Origin of the sequence: Roseibium sp. (assembly GCF_965233565.1) — a bacterium.
Classification (GTDB): Bacteria; Pseudomonadota; Alphaproteobacteria; order Rhizobiales; family Stappiaceae; genus Roseibium.
Window position 1 is genome coordinate 637354 of the sequence record NZ_OZ247494.1, and the last position, 15589, is coordinate 652942.

15 protein-coding genes are annotated in these 15589 nt (G+C 59.2%); 8 read left to right on the top strand and 7 right to left on the bottom strand.

All coding sequences use genetic code 11. The features are described from left to right. Window positions 1-10: 10 nt before the first annotated feature. From ACO6TG_RS03030 to ACO6TG_RS03040, 3 genes are read left to right on the top strand one after another with little or no spacing between them, the layout of a single operon-like run. Window positions 11-1786, top strand: coding sequence for an N-acetylglutaminylglutamine amidotransferase (locus ACO6TG_RS03030; protein ID WP_422376800.1), 1776 nt, complete (start codon window positions 11-13; stop codon window positions 1784-1786). Window positions 1787-1846: 60 nt separating this feature from the next. Then, complete coding sequence (gene ngg / locus ACO6TG_RS03035; protein WP_422378832.1) at window positions 1847-3574, top strand: N-acetylglutaminylglutamine synthetase; 1728 nt, start codon at window positions 1847-1849, stop codon at window positions 3572-3574. After that, window positions 3571-4743 (top strand): osmoprotectant NAGGN system M42 family peptidase, encoded by a 1173-nt coding sequence (locus ACO6TG_RS03040; protein WP_422376801.1) that lies wholly within the window; start codon window positions 3571-3573, stop codon window positions 4741-4743. The genes ngg and ACO6TG_RS03040 overlap by 4 nt, the downstream gene beginning before the upstream one ends. A 50-nt stretch (window positions 4744-4793) precedes the next feature. Here the strand turns inward: ACO6TG_RS03040 and ACO6TG_RS03045 are convergent, their stop codons facing one another. Genes ACO6TG_RS03045 through ACO6TG_RS03060 form a run of 4 tightly spaced genes read right to left on the bottom strand, consistent with a single transcriptional unit; the run spans window position 4794 to window position 7978 of the window. Beyond that, window positions 4794-5468, bottom strand: a complete 675-nt coding sequence (locus ACO6TG_RS03045; RefSeq protein WP_422376802.1) for a class I SAM-dependent methyltransferase — start codon at window positions 5466-5468, stop codon at window positions 4794-4796. Beyond that, window positions 5465-6298, bottom strand: a complete 834-nt coding sequence (phnE, locus tag ACO6TG_RS03050; RefSeq protein WP_422376803.1) for a phosphonate ABC transporter, permease protein PhnE — start codon at window positions 6296-6298, stop codon at window positions 5465-5467. The genes ACO6TG_RS03045 and phnE (ACO6TG_RS03050) overlap by 4 nt, the downstream gene beginning before the upstream one ends. Then, entirely contained in the window at window positions 6291-7106 is an 816-nt protein-coding gene (locus ACO6TG_RS03055) for a phosphonate ABC transporter ATP-binding protein (RefSeq protein ID WP_422376804.1), read from the bottom strand. Before ACO6TG_RS03055 ends, phnE (ACO6TG_RS03050) begins: the two co-directional genes overlap by 8 nt. Then, window positions 7106-7978: a phosphate/phosphite/phosphonate ABC transporter substrate-binding protein gene (locus tag ACO6TG_RS03060; protein ID WP_422376805.1), complete on the bottom strand. Its 873-nt coding sequence runs from the start codon at window positions 7976-7978 to the stop codon at window positions 7106-7108. Before ACO6TG_RS03060 ends, ACO6TG_RS03055 begins: the two co-directional genes overlap by 1 nt. Window positions 7979-8276: 298 nt before the next feature. Between ACO6TG_RS03060 and phnC the strand changes: the two genes are divergently transcribed. The 5 genes from phnC (at window position 8277) to ACO6TG_RS03085 (ending at window position 12417) form a co-directional block, all read left to right on the top strand. After that, the gene (phnC, locus tag ACO6TG_RS03065) at window positions 8277-9098 is read left to right on the top strand and encodes a phosphonate ABC transporter ATP-binding protein (RefSeq protein ID WP_422376806.1); all 822 of its coding nucleotides are present in this window, start codon (window positions 8277-8279) and stop codon (window positions 9096-9098) included. 88 nt (window positions 9099-9186) lie between these two features. After that, window positions 9187-10098, top strand: a complete 912-nt coding sequence (gene phnD, locus ACO6TG_RS03070; protein WP_422376807.1) for a phosphonate ABC transporter substrate-binding protein — start codon at window positions 9187-9189, stop codon at window positions 10096-10098. Between the two features lie 67 nt (window positions 10099-10165). Continuing rightward, on the top strand, window positions 10166-11080 hold the full coding sequence (gene phnE, locus ACO6TG_RS03075) for a phosphonate ABC transporter, permease protein PhnE (RefSeq protein ID WP_422376808.1): 915 nt from the start codon (window positions 10166-10168) through the stop codon (window positions 11078-11080). A 2-nt stretch (window positions 11081-11082) separates the two neighbouring features. Further along, on the top strand, window positions 11083-11946 hold the full coding sequence (gene phnE, locus ACO6TG_RS03080) for a phosphonate ABC transporter, permease protein PhnE (RefSeq protein ID WP_422376809.1): 864 nt from the start codon (window positions 11083-11085) through the stop codon (window positions 11944-11946). A gap of 180 nt (window positions 11947-12126) precedes the next feature. Continuing rightward, the gene (locus tag ACO6TG_RS03085) at window positions 12127-12417 is read left to right on the top strand and encodes a GIY-YIG nuclease family protein (protein WP_422376810.1); all 291 of its coding nucleotides are present in this window, start codon (window positions 12127-12129) and stop codon (window positions 12415-12417) included. A gap of 182 nt (window positions 12418-12599) precedes the next feature. On the opposite strand, the gene ACO6TG_RS03090 is transcribed toward ACO6TG_RS03085, so the two are convergent. The 3 genes from ACO6TG_RS03090 to ACO6TG_RS03100 form a co-directional block, all read right to left on the bottom strand. After that, a complete protein-coding gene (locus ACO6TG_RS03090) occupies window positions 12600-13775 on the bottom strand; it encodes an alpha-D-ribose 1-methylphosphonate 5-triphosphate diphosphatase (RefSeq protein WP_422376811.1) in 1176 nt (391 codons plus the stop codon). Window positions 13776-13981: 206 nt separating this feature from the next. Beyond that, window positions 13982-15112: a hypothetical protein gene (locus ACO6TG_RS03095; protein ID WP_422376812.1), complete on the bottom strand. Its 1131-nt coding sequence runs from the start codon at window positions 15110-15112 to the stop codon at window positions 13982-13984. 99 nt (window positions 15113-15211) lie between these two features. Next, a complete protein-coding gene (locus ACO6TG_RS03100) occupies window positions 15212-15505 on the bottom strand; it encodes a hypothetical protein (RefSeq protein WP_422376813.1) in 294 nt (97 codons plus the stop codon). Window positions 15506-15589: the final 84 nt, after the last annotated feature.

Sequence of the window (15589 nt, forward strand, 5' to 3'; positions counted from 1 at the left end):
ATTTGTCAATATGTGCGGCATTTGCGGCGAAGTGGTTTTTGGTGGCGAACAGGCGGATGTTGTCCGGGTTTCCCGGATGGCCGATGCAATGGAAGCCCGCGGTCCCGATGGCATGGGTGTTACCCAGCGTGGCCGGGTCGCTTTCGGCCACCGCCGTCTCAGAATTATCGATCTGAGTGAACGCGGCGCACAGCCGATGACCGACATGGCCCTGGGCCTGTCACTGGTCTTTAATGGCTGCATCTACAATTACCAGGAGCTGCGCGAAGACCTGACGGCCAAAGGTTATGCCTTTTTTTCGACCAGTGACACCGAAGTCATTCTCAAGGCCTGGGCGGAATGGGGCAAGGATTGTTTTGCACGCTTTCACGGCATGTTTGCCATTGCCATTCACGAACATGAAAGCGGCCGCATCCACCTGGCCCGTGACCGCTTTGGTATCAAACCGTTTTACCTGAGCGAAGCCGGCAACCGCCTCGCGTTTGCTTCCTCCCTGCCAGCGCTCCTGGCGGGCGGCGGGATCGATACGTCGATCGACCGTGTCGCTCTGCACCACTACATGAGCTGGCACGCAGTTGTTCCTGCTCCGCGCACCATCTTGAACGGTGTGCGCAAGCTGCCCGCGGCCACGGTCCGCAGCATCGAGGCCGACGGGTCTGCAAGCGACTACACCTATTGGTCGCCGGACTTCGAGAAATCGACAGAAGATCTGACACGCAGTGCCGACGACTGGCGCGATGCAGTTCTGGAAAGCCTGCGCACCGCCGTCCGCCGCCGAATGGTGGCTGATGTTTCGGTGGGTGTGCTCCTGTCGGGCGGTGTCGATTCAAGCCTGATCGTCGGCCTTCTTGCCGAAGAAGGCCAGAAGGGGCTGGCCACCTTCTCGATCGGCTTCGAGGAAGCCCACGGCGAGAAGGGGGATGAATTCCAGTATTCGGACCTGATTGCCGAGCACTACGGCACCAGTCACAACCAGATTTTCATCCCTTCCTCGCATTTGCAGGAAAACCTGCCAGGCGCGATCCGCGCGATGTCGGAACCAATGGTTTCTTATGACAATATCGGCTTCTACCTGCTTTCCAGGGAAGTCTCGAGACACATCAAGGTGGTCCAGTCTGGCCAGGGCGCGGATGAGGTTTTTGCTGGCTACCACTGGTATCCGAAGCTGTCCGGCTCCAATCGGCCCGTCCAGGACTATCGCGCCGCCTTTTTCGACCGGACGGAGGCGCAGATGGCCGAGGCCGTTGCCCCTGACTATCGTTGCGAACGGGACGAAAGCCTTGCATTCGTGGAGGCCCATTTTGCAGGAGCCGGCGCCGAAGACCCGGTCGACAAGGCTCTTCGTCTCGACACCAATATCATGCTGGTGGACGACCCGGTCAAACGCGTCGACAATCACTCCATGGCCTGGGGGCTTGAGGCACGTGTGCCATTCCTGGACCACGAACTCGTCGAGCTTGCCGGACGCATTCCAGCCAAATTCAAGCTCGCTCAAGACGGCAAAGGCGTTTTGAAGGAAGCGGCTCGTCAGGTGATCCCGAGCGCAGTGATTGACCGGCCCAAGGGCTATTTTCCGGTGCCCGCACTCAAGTACATTCAAGGCGACTACCTGGACATGGTCCGCGACACGCTTTCAAGCCGTGCCGCCCGCGACCGTGGCCTGTTCAACCAGGCCTATCTCGACAAGCTCTATGCCGATCCGACCAAATACATCACGCCGCTGCGTGGCTCGGAACTCTGGCAGGTCGCCCTTCTGGAAATGTGGCTGCAGGCACAGGAGGTCTGACCGTTGGCTGAGAACGATCCCACACGCCCCAAGGGCGCCTTTGACCACCGGCTGAAACGCATGCGCGAACATGGCCTGAAACCCGAGTTCAGACTGGAGGAAGAAACGGAAGCCCAGAAAAACCGCTATATCAATTGCGGTTGGGGCCGCCTCGTTTTTGCCAACACCTACCAGGACATGGACAAGCTGGTCGAGGTCCTGCGCAATGAGCGCCCGGACCGGCGCGACATCGCTTTTTACGTCCGCGACCCGCATGTCCTGGTCGGGTCCGCCCCGCAGGAGCTTTTCCTGGATCCGTCCCACACGTTCCGACTCAATCTGGCGACCTACCGCCCTGCCCGCAGCCGGCGCAAGGGCTTCACGGTCCGGCGGCTGTCCTCGCGCAGCGATGCGGAGGCCATCAACGAGCTCTATATCCGCCGCGGCATGGTGCCGGTGCCCCCGGAGTTCTTCTGGTCGGAACTCGACCCCCGGACCACGACGATCCTGGTTGCCGAAGAGGACGACACCGGCAGCATCGTCGGCACAGCCATGGGCATCGATCACAGCCGGGCGACCAGTGGCGCCGATCTGGGCAGTTCGCTCTGGTGTCTCGCCGTGTCACCACAAGCCCGCTTTCCCGGTGTTGGAGAAGCGCTGGTGCGCCGCCTTGCGGAAGTCTTCAAGGGCAAGGGCCTGCCCCATTTGGATCTCTCGGTTCTCCACGACAACGACCTTGCCATTGGCCTTTACGAAAAACTCGGCTTCGAACGGGTGCCCTTTTTTACAGTCAAACGCAAGAACACCATCAACGAGGCTTTGTTTGCCGGACCTGCCCTGGAGGACAAGCTCAATCCCTATGCCACGATCATCGTCAATGAGGCGCGGCGGCGGGGAATCCAGACGGAGATCGTCGATGCGGAAGGCGGCTTCTTCCGCCTGTCCTACGGTGGCCGGTCGGTGGCATGCCGGGAATCCTTGAGCGAGTTTACCAGCGCCGTTGCCATGTCCATCTGCGACGACAAGGCAACCACCCGTCGCATTGTCGAGCGCGCCGGTGTCGAGGTCCCCGACCAGATCCTGGCCGGTAGCGCCGACGACATTGCGCTGTTCCTGGAAAAACACGGATCCGTAGTGGTCAAACCGGCGCGTGGTGAACAGGGCAAGGGCATTGCCATCGGCCTGACCTCTGTCAGCCAGATCATGGACGCCATTGATGTGGCGCGGACCTTTTCCAACGATGTCTTGGTGGAAGAATGTGTTTCCGGGCAAGACCTCAGGCTTGTCGTCATCGACTACAAGGTCGTTGCGGCAGCCTTGCGCAAGCCGGCGGAAGTCACCGGCAATGGCAAGGCCACCATCCGGGAACTCATTGAGACCCAGTCCAGAAGACGGTCGGCGGCAACCGGCGGCGAATCCACGATCGTTATTGACGATGAAGTGGATCGCTGCCTCGACGCTCATGATGTGGCTTTGGACGATATTCTCCCTCAAGGCCAGGTGCTGGCCGTTCGGCGCACCGCCAATCTTCATACCGGCGGCACCATCCACGATGTCACCGGAGAAACCCATCACACGCTGATAGATGCCGCCATTCGGGCCGCGCGCGCGATCGAAATTCCGGTCACCGGCATTGACTTGATGGTCAAGGACCCCCGACAACCGGATTATCGTTTTATCGAGGCGAATGAGCGGCCGGGGCTGGCAAATCACGAACCGCAGCCCACAGCCGAGCGCTTCGTAGATTTCCTCTTCCCCCTGTCGGTGCCCCAGCCCGTCAGGACGACATTGAGCCGGGCCGGATCATGACGCTCTTGAACATCGATATCTCCTATCTGACGGACAAACTGAACGAGCTTTTGCAGATACCCAGCCCAACCGGCTATACCGATGAAATCGTACGGCATGTCTGCAAGGAACTTGAATCCCTCGACGTGTTTTTCGAGATCACGCGGCGCGGTGCCGTCAGGGCGCGGATTGAGGGCAAGAGCCGCAAACCAGCCCGGGCCTTTGTCTCGCACCTCGACACGCTCGGTGCACAGGTCAAGTCGCTGAAGGAAAATGGCCGGCTTGAACTTGTGCCGATCGGGCACTGGTCGGCCCGCTTTGCCGAAGGTGCCCGGACCACGCTCTTCTCCGAGAACGGCGCCTATTCCGGCACCATCCTGCCCCTGAAGGCTTCAGGTCACACCTTTAACGAAGAGGTCGACAAGTTGCCGGTGGGCTGGGACTATGTCGAGCTCCGGGTTGACGCCTATTCAAAGACCCGTGACGATTTGCACCGGCTCGGCATTGATGTCGGTGACTTTGTCGCCATTGATCCGGCACCGGAGTTTCTGGAAAACGGATTCATTGTCTCACGTCACCTCGACAACAAGGCCGGCGTTGCCGTGATGCTGGCGGCCTTGAAGGCCCTGGTTGAAACGGAGATCGAACCGACGGTCGATATCTACTGGCTGTTCACAATTGCCGAGGAGACGGGTCACGGCGCCCAGTCGATCCTGACACCGGAAATCGCCTCGCTTGTGGCCATCGACAATGGCACCACTGCGCCCGGTCAGAACTCCGACGAATTCGGCGTCACGATCGCGATGGGAGACCAGACCGGCCCGTTCGACTACCACCTGACCCGCAAGATGGCGCAGCTCTGCCGCGACAACGATATCAAGTTTCAAAAGGATATCTTCCGGTATTACCGCTCCGACGCTGCGACCGCGATCGAGGCAGGTGCGGATGTGCGCACGGCCCTGATCACCTTTGGTGTCGATGCCAGCCACGGCTATGAGCGTATTCACATGCATGCGCTGCGCTCGCTTGCTGAACTTGCAACGGGGTATGCGCTCAGCCCGGTCGAAATCCAGCGCGACGCGCGCGAGTTCGGCGGTCTGAAGGGCTTTACGAGCCAGCCCACGGCAGATGCCGACCAGACGCTGGCGCCGGAAACGGACGAACCGCTCCCGGAGCCGGCTGTCGACTAGGCGCCTGGACAGGTCCGACGCGGACCTGTCCAGGCCAAGCCCGTTTCGGGTCAGGCGAGCCGTTCCGCCACCAGGTGCCAGTGCCAGGAGCCCGGCTTGCTGTGCAGCTTGTCTTCCAACGAGCGCAGTTCAAAGCCGTCAAAAAGCGCCACCAGTTCAGCCGCGTTGCAATAGAAATGCGGGTGGTCCTTGTCGTCGTCACCTTCGCGCACATAGGTGTCGGGTGCGACTTCGGTTCCCAGTCCGAAATTGCCGTTCCGCTTGGACAGCATGGTGCCCTGGTAGACGCCCCCCGGCTTCAGAACGCGGGTAATTTCCGAAATGGCCTTTTTCACGATATCCGGGTCACCGTGATAGATCACGTTGAAGGATAGAACATAGTCGAACGTGTTGTCTTCAAACGGCAATTCGGTCATCGGCGCCAGTTGCGCCGCAACTTCCACGCCGCCAGCCTTCGCGCTTTTTTCAAGCTCCTGCAAGCCCGCCTCGGACAGGTCGACCGCGTGGGTCTCGAAGCCCGCACGCGCAAAGGCAAGCGCATGACGACCGACACCGCAGCCGAGATCCAGCGCCTTGACCGGTCCGTCCTGCTGCAGGGAAGCGATCAGCATGGCCACATCGTCGGCCGGCTTGAGCCAGTCCGCACGGCCCGCTTCGGTCTGCCAGCGTTTGTCCCAGGCAAAATGCGCCGTATCCGTGCGCTCCAGGGTCTGTGTGTCACTCATTGTGAAGTTCCTTCCAAAATCCGGCTTCGGGCGATGCTGCCGAGCCGTTCAACAAGAAGCACCAGCACGAAGATCATCAGGATGATGGTCATGGCGAGCTGGTAGTCGAAGAAATCCATCGCCACCTTCAGTTCGATGCCGATCCCGCCTGCCCCGACAAGGCCGAGCACGACAGAGGACCGCGTTGCCTTTTCCAGGGCAAACAGCGAGGTGGTGATGAACGAGGGCATGGCCGCAGGGATGACGGCACAGAAGATGGTGTCGGTCCGGCTGGCTCCGGCTGCAGTCAGAGCCTCGCTCGGCCCCTTTTCGACATCCTCCATGGCTTCGGCGAAGAAACGGCCGCAGAAACCGATCGTGTCGACCGCAATCGCCAGCGTGCCGGCAAAGGGGCCGAGACCGACCGAAATGACAAACACCAGGGCCCAGACCAGGTCCGGAACCGTCCGGAACAGGGCAATCAGGAGACGCGACGCCGTATAGACCGATCTGGACAGGATCCCCTGCCGCGTCAGTCCCTTGGCGGCCAATATGGCGAGCGGCACGCTGACCACGACGCCGATGATTGTGCCGGCCAGCGCCATCTGAAAGGTTTCGACCAGCGCACCGGAGAGCTGAGGCAACCGCTCCAGGGAGGGAGGCCAGGCCCGTGACAGGAAGTCGGCCATTGCCGGACCACCGGAGACGAGCGCGGAAAAGGACCAGCCCGCACCTTGAAACGACCAGATCACAAACGCGGCGAGCGCCACATAAGCCGTGAACTTGAAGACACCAGGCCGCTCGAACCGGTCGGGCACCTGGCGGGATTTGATATTTGCTATCTCAGCCATAGTGCTTGCCCATATCGGCTGCGCTCAGCGCACCGCTCGTCTCGTCCAGCACGATCGCGCCCTGCTTGATGGCCAGAACACGGTCCGAATAGTCGAGCGCCTGCTGCACATTGTGCGAGGTGAACAGGAGCGTAATGCCTTCTTCACGGGTCAGCTGGTGAAAGAGATCCATCACCTCTTGCCCGGCGACCGGGTCGAGACTGGCGACAGGCTCGTCCGCCACGATCATCTTTGGCTGCTGCATGAGAGCCCGTGCAATCGCGACGCGCTGAGACTGGCCACCGGACAGCTGATCCGCGCGCTTCAGCGCGTGTTCAGCCAGGCCAACGCGTTCCAGGCAGGCCATGGCCCGGTCTCTCAGGCCGGAGGAGGCCAGAAAATGCGTCCAGCCGCGCACCCCGCCCCTGCGGCCGAGATTGCCGTGAATCACATTTGTCAAAGCCGACACACGCGGCACGAGATTGTGTTTCTGGAAAACAAAGCCGACATCGGCCCGGACGGTCCGGAGCTGACGAAGCCCGGCGCTTGTAATGTCCTGGTCAAAAAGCGAGATGGATCCGGTCTCCGGCTCCAGGAGGCGCAAGGCACACCGCAGGGCGGTTGACTTGCCTGCCCCGTTCGACCCGATCAGGGCGACGGATTCCCGTTGATGAACGGCAAAGGAAACGCCGCGCAACACCGGCCGGTTCTTTCCGAAACTCTTGCAAAGCCCCGTCACTGACAGCTCGCAGGCGCGCGAGGCGATCTCTTTGGCAACGGGAACCACCGGCGCCGGAGCGCCGATGGTCTGAAACTGGGCCTGGGCCATTATTCGCCGATGAAGTTGTCGTATTGCGGGAAGCCGGCGGTGGTATACATGGAACGAACCAGGTCATAAGCACCATCTTCGATGGCAACCAGGTCCATGCCGCCATACTTGTCATTCTCTTCATGCGCGAGAATGCCGGCGATGATCGCATCCTTGTTGTCCAGGATGGCCTTGCGCACGCCTTCGGCCTTGGCCGGGTCGACATGGGCGGCAACCATCAGCATGTCGTTCGGCAGATCGCCGGACCGTGCGATCACGCGGAAGAAACCGTTCGGCACGCTCTCGTCCTTGTTGCGCACGCGCAGCCAGGAATTGTGGTTGGTGCCGATCGCAGCGACGTCGCCCTTCTTGAGGGCTTCATGCGCAATGTTGCGGGACGTGTGCAGCTTGTTGACGTCCTTGACCGGATCAACGCCATAGTCGGCCATCAGCTGCATCGGGCACAGCATGTTGGATGTGGAACCGATGTCACCGAAGGCAACCTTCTGGCCTTTCAGGTCGGCCGGGCGGGTGATGCCGCTGTCGGCACGAACGACGATCGCACAGAAATAGTCCGGACGGCCAAGACCGATCAACGGCGTGGCTTCCGTAAGTTTGTTGATGACGATGTATTCAGCCGGGCCCGTGACGACAAAATCGACGCGCTTGGCACGCAACGCTTCGGCGGCTGCCGTACGGCTGGTGACCGGAAAGAACTCGAATGTGTGGTCGGTGGCATTTTCCAGCGCCTGCTTGAACGGACCCCATTCCAGCTGGAGGCGCTCAAGGCCTTCAACGTCGGTGACGGCAAGTTTGAATGTGTCGGCAAAAGAAGACGTAAGCGATACAGCGAGCGCTGCAGCCGCGATGGCGGCGGTTTTCAAAAAACGCATGTCGGAAGCTCCTGTTGTTGCCGGGTCAGGTCCGGCAAGGCGCGTGGAGCGTAACGATAAGAGCGGCGTCGAAAATGAACTTATTATGTAGAAATGACGACAATTACGACAGTAAAACTGATCTGATTTCCAGCGACACAAAATACAATTTGATATTACGCTTCAGATTCATGATTTTATTTTTTCACCGGCAAACAAATACATCGAGACTGTCGTAAAACTTCATAAAAGTATAATCATATAGACATCTGCCAAGCGCAGATTTTTGCTAGGTCGCACTCCGGTTTTGGAGGGCGTAATGCTTGTCATTGAGCAATTATCGAAGAAATTCGGGGACCTGACCGCAGTGGACGCAGTGTCCCTGGCAATCCCCAAGGGACAGATGGTAGGCGTCATCGGACGCTCGGGCGCAGGCAAGTCGACCTTGCTGCGCATGATCAACCGGCTGACAGATCCGAGCACCGGCACGATCGTCAATGACGGCCAGGATATCACCGCCTTGAAAGGCCGTGACCTGCGCCTTTGGCGGGCCTCCTGTGCCATGATCTTCCAGCAATTCAATCTGGTGGAACGGATGGATGTGCTGACCAATGTCATGGTCGGCCGCATTGCCCATACGGGTTTCCTGCGCTCCATGAGCCGCAGCTTTACCGACGAGGATCGGACACGGGCCATTGAGGCGCTGGATCGGCTGGATCTCGCCCCCCAGGCCCTGCAGAGGGCCGGAACGCTTTCCGGCGGCCAGCAACAGCGTGTCGCCATTGCCAAGGCACTGGTTCAGAACCCGCGCATCATGCTGGCAGATGAGCCCATCGCTTCGCTCGATCCGGCCAATGCCACCCGTGTGATGGACGCGCTGCGTGAAATCAACCGCACAGACGGTCTCACGGTGCTGGTCAATCTGCACACGCTGGATACGGCCCGCGCCTATTGTGAACGCATCATCGCCATGCGCGATGGCCGGGTGCATTTTGACGGCACTCCGGACGCACTCACGACCGAACGGGTCCGTCAGATCTATGGCACCGACACGCTTGGCGCCGACATCGACGAGAGCGTGACTTCTACCTCAATCACAGACGTTTCGTCCCAGCCCGCCAGGCAGGCGGTTGGGGCCTGACCGCGCCAGGCCGGGCTTCCCGATCAAGCGCAACAGGGCGGCATTTGCCGCCGATGAGCCGGATATCCGGCGCAACAGGAGCATCACCATGAAGGCTATCTTCGCAGCAGCAGTTTCCGCAGTCGTTCTGGCCGCCTCCCCGGCCCTGGCTGACAGCTGGAAAGACCAGTACAAAACCCTCAAATTCGGCATTCTGTCCGGCGAAAACGAGAAAGACCGGATCGCCCGCTACAAGCCGTTTGAAGAATACCTTGAAAAGGAACTCGGCGTTGAAGTCGAGATCTTCACCGCAGGTTCCTATGACGGCGTGATCCAGGCGATTGCCGCCGACCAGATCGAATTCGCGTTCCTAGGCTCGTCTTCCTATGCAGCTGCCTACACCGAAACCAATGGCGGTGTCGTTCCGCTGCTGACCCGTCTCAACAAGGACGGTTCCACCGGTTACTACTCCGTCGTGATGGTTCGTTGCGACAGCGGCTATACCTCCCTGGACGATCTCAAAGGCAAGGTCCACGCGTTTGCCGATCCGGATTCCACGTCGGGTTTCGCCGTGCCCTACTTCAACATGGTTCAGCAGGGCTATGACCCGAAAACCCATTTTGCCGCCATCCCGTTCTCCGGTGGCCACGAGACCGGCGTGCTCGGTGTTGTCAACAAACAGTATGATAGTGCCGCCACCTGGCAGAACAACGCCACCGACGGCCGCTGGCAGCGCATGATCACCAAGGGCATGATCGAAGAAGGCGTCGTCTGCCCGATCTGGGAAAGCCCGGAAATCACGAGCGGCCCGTTCACCGCCCGCGTCAATCTGCCGGCCGAGCTGATCGCAGACATGACCGTTGCCGTTGAAACCATCCCGGAAAAAGATCCGGCGGCCTTCAACTCCATGCGCGGCGGCGACGACAGCCCGCAAAAGGGTTGGAAGCGCGTCGACCATGAGCGCTATCAGTGGATCGTCGACATGCGCGACTGGCTGAAAAAGCAGCGCCGCGGCGGCTAAGCCAACCATACGAGAAAGGCGCCCGTCGGCGCCTTTCTTACCCCTTATCCCCTTTTACGGCATTCCCATGACGGCTCTTTCTCCGGCGATCGACCAGTTCGAACGCGACTATGCTGCCGCGCGTAAGTCCGCGCTGCGCGTCAACACGGTCTCGACAGCGCTCTTTGCGGTCTGTTTCGTGGCCGCCGCCTGGATCGGCGGATTTTTCGACATGACCGATGTGACGCTCTCCAATGGCGACCGGGTCTCCATGTGGAAAATCTGGGCCGGTTTGCCGCGTCTTGGGGAATATCTCTACAAGACCTTGCCGGTCCTCCATTGGGAGACGCTCGGATCCGACATTGCCAACTGGTTCTGGCGCTGGAAGGTCTGGCTGCAGCTTCTTCTCGAAACGATCCTGATTGCCTATATGGCAACGCTCTTCGGTGTGGTTGGAGCTTTTCTTCTCAGTTTTCCGGCCTCCCGGAACCTTGCACCCAATCGCTTTGTGCTCAATCTGACCCGGCGCTATCTGGAAATAATTCGCACGGTTCCGGAACTCGTCTGGGCCCTGATTTTCGTTTTCTGTTTTGGCGTCGGTCCACTCGCGGGCGTACTTGCCATTGGCCTGCATGCCACCGGCGCGCTCGGCAAGCTCTATTCCGAAGCCAATGAAAATGCAGACATGCGGCCGCTGGAAGGCATCAAGGCTTCCGGCGGATCCTGGTTCGACCAGATCAGATACGGCATCGTCCCCCAGGTCGTTCCGAACATCATCAGCTACACGTTGCTGCGGTTCGAAATCAACGTCCGGGCGTCTTCCATTATCGGCTTCGTCGGCGCAGGCGGCCTCGGCCAGGAAATCCGGGTCGCCATGTCCTTGCAGGAATACACGGACCTCTCCGCGCTCTTCCTGATCATCTTCGTCACCGTGATCGTGATTGACACGGTCAGTGAAAAAGTTCGCCATCGCATCATCGGCCTGACCGGCAAGGGAGTATGATCATGAACAAGACACCTCTCTCCCTTGACGCTGCCAGGGACCTGGTACCCGGTGCTTTTGGAATGCCGCTTCGGGCGAAACTTGTCAGGATCGCCGCCTGGTCCGTTTTCGCCGCCCTGACCGGCTGGTGCCTGTGGGCGTTCGACTTCTCACCTGGGCGTATCCTGGAAGGTCTGACACGCTTTGGCAACGTGCTCTCCTTCATGTTCCCGCCCCATATCTGGACCACGTGGCAGGACTGGAGCGAAATTCTCAAGGGTCTCGGCGAAACAGTGGCCATGGCTTTCATGGGCACGATTCTGGGGGCCATCATCGCCTTCCCGCTCGCCTTCCTGGGCGCCAAGAACATCATGCCCTTCAGCTGGCTGCGCCTGAGCGCCCGGCGCGGCTTCGACGCCCTGCGCGCTGTTGAGCAGATCATCCTGGCGCTGATTTTCATCCGCGCCTTCGGTCTTGGTCCGCTGGCCGGCATCCTCGCCATTGCGGTCTCGGAAATCGGCACCTTTTCAAAGCTGTTTTCGGAAGCAATCGAGAACACGTCCAAGAAACCGGTCGATGGTGTCAAGGCTTCTGGCGGCGGCAACCTCCAGACCATCCGCTTCGCCATTCTGCCTCAGGCCTTGCCGGTGATCCTGTCGATCATTCTCTACAACTTCGAATCCAACACCCGCTCAGGCACGATCCTGGGCATCGTCGGTGCCGGCGGCATCGGCTTCCTGCTCGCCGACCGCATCAGCGCCTACAAGTGGCCGGAGGCCTGGACAATCATCTTCCTGATCATCCTGACGGTTTACGTGATCGACGGCTTCTCCGGGTTCCTGAGAAAACGGATCATTGGTGGTCAGGAAAACGGACGGCAGGGGTGAGTTCGGAGCAGCCGCTACGGAGAGTTGTAGCTAAGTCCTGAACTAGCCCAAAGGTCACGGCATGGATCCCATGGTCAAGCCATGGGATGACGAAGGTGGGGGCAAGGCCTCAGCCACTATACACTTAGCTACGTCATTGCAGGGCTTGACCCTGCAATCCAGGCCGTTTTCTATCCACTGATGAGACGGTTCTGGGTCTATATGCTCGCCAGCCGGAAAAACGGGACGCTTTACACGGGCGTGACCAACAACTTGGCCATCAGAATTTACCAGCACGAAACAGGACAGGGCTCTCGCTTCGCGGCCCGTTACGGAGCCACACGCCTTGTCTGGTATGAAGAGCACCCTTACGCACCGCAAGCGATTGCGCGGGAGAAAGCGATCAAAAGCTGGCCGCGCAAATGGAAGATTGAACTCATTGAGGGAATGAACCCGGAGTGGTTCGATCTGAAACGCTTTTTGAATTCCTAGGCAAAGACTGATCAGGATTTGAAAAGCAATGTCCTGGATTGCAGGGTCAAGCCCTGCAATGACGAAGTTAAAAAATAACGGCTTCAGGCTTTCACCCTACCATCGTCATCCCATGGCTTGACCATGGGATCCATGCCGTGCCCTCACCTCGGAAACACCACCAGAAAGGTGCCACAGCGTTCCTAAAGCACCCGCTGTCCGGCCCGCCAGGCCTGCTTGACGAAGGGATGACCGTCATGCAGGCCGACATGCAGCAGATCGGCGCGCTGGCCCTGGGCAATCTCACCCCGGTCCGTCAGGCCGGCCACACGTGCGGGCGTCTTTGACACCATGCGCACGGCCGTCGGCAAATCGACGTCGAGGGCCTCTTCGGCTGCGATCATGAAGGCGCTGTCCAGAAGCGAACGCGGAACATAGTCAGACGCCAGAATGTCGACCAGGCTCTCCGCCATCAGATCGCTGACAGCGACATTGCCCGATTGGGACCCGCCGCGGATGATGTTCGGCGCGCCACCGACGACATGCATGTCATGGCGTTTTGCCTTGCGTGCCGCGTCCTGCGTGCAAGGGAATTCCGAAACAGAGATGCCCTCGGCCAGTGCCTCATCGATGTGTTCCAGCTCGGTATCGTCGTGGCTCAGCAGAGGCAGTTTGTGCGTATGAGCGAGGGCGACGACCGCCGGGCGTACCTTTGCACTGATATCGTCTGAGAAGTTCAGCAGTTCCTGTGTCGCCAATTCGACCGCCTTGCGGCTGTCGCCCGTTTCGGCCATCCGCCGCTCGATGTAGCCTTCGATATTCTTGCTCTGACGCCGGCCCGGCAGGTGCTCCATCACCGAGACCATGCGGACAATGTCCTTGCCGATATTTTCTTCTGTCAGGGCGGTTGTTTCTTCATCCGTGATCTCGCAGCGCAGATGCACCAGATGCTCGGATTTGAGCATACCGGCCGCCTGGGCCTTTTCCAGAGCATCGATCATCGGTGCCAGGATCTCTCGCCGTTCCGGGTTCTTGATGGTTGCGCCCACGCACAAACTGTCGAAAACGGTGGTGATGCCACTGCCGATGATCTGGGCGTCATGCGCCATGGCAGCCCGCAACGGGTCCCAGCGTACATGGGCGCGCGGAAAGACGTGTTTTTCAAAATGGTCGGTGTGAATGTCCACCAGACCCGGCACCAGGTAGTCACCCTCCAGATCAAGACCGGATTGCGGCGCTACGCCCGTATCAACGGCAATGATCCTGCCGTCGGCAACGGACAAGTGGCCCTTTACAACTTCATTGCCCAGAACGATTCTCGCGTTCTTCAGAACGGTCACTTCGCTGCCCGTCGGCGCGTGTTTATCGGCAAAGGTCATCAGCTCTTCTCTTGGCGGCGGCATGCCAGGCAGATATCAATCCCGGCACGCAGAATTCAGGTGGAACAGCCTTCTACTCCGTTTCCCGGCCGTCATTGTGACAGTTACACCACGAGACCGTGACAAACTGCGTCGCACTGTTTGTCCGGTCACTTCAATAAGAGCCGCCAACCGGAAAACAGGGCTCTATTCCTGCGGCATTCGTCTTATTTGAGCGCTTTTTGCGTCTGCAGCCAGCTCATGAGGCTGTATTCGACATCCGAGGTCCAGCCGGCATCAAGGATCGAATGGAGAAGATCCAAAAGCGCCTTGCCGTTCTTTGATTTCAAACCGTTTGCCAGGGCTCCGCTCGGATGCTTGCGCAGCACCTTCTGAGCAACTTGAATATAGGCGACAGCCACGTCGTCGGAATCACTGCTCCGCTTCTCGTTCAGATGGAAGAACAGCACATAGACAGATCCGAGATCGCCAAGAAACTCCGTGTGCGCGTCATAGGCAAGCCCTTCTTCATCATTCCAGGTCCAGCCAAAGTGTTTCTGCACCAACTGATTTATCTTGGGATTGACGTTAATCCCACGGGCCTGGAAGTGAATTTCCTCACCCGCATAACTCCCGACAAGACCGCCTACGACCAGACCGATGGCCCCACCGATCGGCCCCCCGAAGGCAAGGCCTGCTGCCGCGAGCGCCCAGGCGCCACCGGCTCCGCCGGCAATTGCAGACACATTTTTGGTCGTTGCAAAAGACTTGTCTTCCGACACGTAGATATCGAGACCTGCAAGGGCGACCGTTAGGATCAGCAGTCCAGCCCCCTGCAATTTCATCTTGGTCGGAGTTATGGAGCCTCTGCTCCCCCCGCCCTTGTCGATAGCCTTGAGCAGAACATCATCAAAATCATCGCTCGCCATGATCTTCTTCAAGGCATCGGCATCCGACATGCCATCCGAAATCTGGATCGAAATCCTGCCCTTCTTTGACAGGTCCTTGGCTGCCTTGACAATTAGCTCGGCTTTGGTGCGTTTCTTTGTCAGCAACTTGGAAATTATGTTCGTCGTCGCGGTCGCCCTGTCTTGCTGCGCATTCCTGAGGGCGATGCGGCGCTCAAAAATATAGTCGAAGAATTCCTTGGCAGCGCTCTTGTTGGCGCACGCCTGTTCCAGAACCGTGTCGGCTTCGGCACGGATCATCCGCATGTATTCGATACGCGTTGGCACGTCCCGGATAAGGTTCGCGCCAATAATCCCGGCTTCGGACACGAAACCGCTCACCTGGGTTTGCACGGTCCTGTAGGTGCCTTCAAGTTCGGACCATGCATCAATTGCCTGTGCTTCCCCCATTTCAAGTCCCCCCAAGACTTTCCGAACAGGCACGACGCGTCATGGGTCAATCAAACAATCAAAACAGCAAAACAACGCGGCGAACGCAATTCGATCGGCTCAAGCCTCTTTCAACCAGAGATAGTCACCCCGGGAAAACATAAGGTGAAAGATTGCAACAAGCAACTTCATGCCGTCAAAGTTGTTGCCACCGACGAACCGGGCGGTCTTGCCGTCCAAATCAAACAGGACCGTGTTGCTGCGGCACCAGTCGATCTGGAGCTGAATGGCGTGCCTGCCTTCCTCAAGCTCGATTTCGACGGTACCGCCACGTTTGACCTCTCCGACACGTTCCCCGTCAATCACGACCTGATAAGCGCGGAACATGTCGATGAGGCCCGTTGTGCGCGACACAATGATTTTTCCCATGCCAACGCAGCCCTTCCAAAGTGCACCACCTTTGCTTGTAGTGAAGAACGGTCGGGCCTGCAATTCAGG

Bases quoted from the DNA above. Each gene is read 5' to 3' on its own strand.
- phnD (WP_422376807.1), top strand. From the start codon at position 9,187: ATGAAGGCTATCTTCGCAGCAGCAGTTTCCGCAGTCGTTCTGGCCGCC.
- ACO6TG_RS03060 (WP_422376805.1), bottom strand. From the start codon at position 7,978: ATGCGTTTTTTGAAAACCGCCGCCATCGCGGCTGCAGCGCTCGCTGTA.
- ACO6TG_RS03055 (WP_422376804.1), bottom strand. From the start codon at position 7,106: ATGGCCCAGGCCCAGTTTCAGACCATCGGCGCTCCGGCGCCGGTGGTT.
- ACO6TG_RS03040 (WP_422376801.1), top strand. From the start codon at position 3,571: ATGACGCTCTTGAACATCGATATCTCCTATCTGACGGACAAACTGAAC.
- ACO6TG_RS03030 (WP_422376800.1), top strand. From the start codon at position 11: ATGTGCGGCATTTGCGGCGAAGTGGTTTTTGGTGGCGAACAGGCGGAT.
- phnE (WP_422376808.1), top strand. From the start codon at position 10,166: ATGACGGCTCTTTCTCCGGCGATCGACCAGTTCGAACGCGACTATGCT.
- ACO6TG_RS03045 (WP_422376802.1), bottom strand. From the start codon at position 5,468: ATGAGTGACACACAGACCCTGGAGCGCACGGATACGGCGCATTTTGCC.
- phnE (WP_422376803.1), bottom strand. From the start codon at position 6,298: ATGGCTGAGATAGCAAATATCAAATCCCGCCAGGTGCCCGACCGGTTC.
- ACO6TG_RS03095 (WP_422376812.1), bottom strand. From the start codon at position 15,112: ATGGGGGAAGCACAGGCAATTGATGCATGGTCCGAACTTGAAGGCACC.
- phnE (WP_422376809.1), top strand. From the start codon at position 11,083: ATGAACAAGACACCTCTCTCCCTTGACGCTGCCAGGGACCTGGTACCC.
- ACO6TG_RS03090 (WP_422376811.1), bottom strand. From the start codon at position 13,775: ATGACCTTTGCCGATAAACACGCGCCGACGGGCAGCGAAGTGACCGTT.
- phnC (WP_422376806.1), top strand. From the start codon at position 8,277: ATGCTTGTCATTGAGCAATTATCGAAGAAATTCGGGGACCTGACCGCA.
- ACO6TG_RS03085 (WP_422376810.1), top strand. From the start codon at position 12,127: ATGAGACGGTTCTGGGTCTATATGCTCGCCAGCCGGAAAAACGGGACG.
- ngg (WP_422378832.1), top strand. From the start codon at position 1,847: ATGCGCGAACATGGCCTGAAACCCGAGTTCAGACTGGAGGAAGAAACG.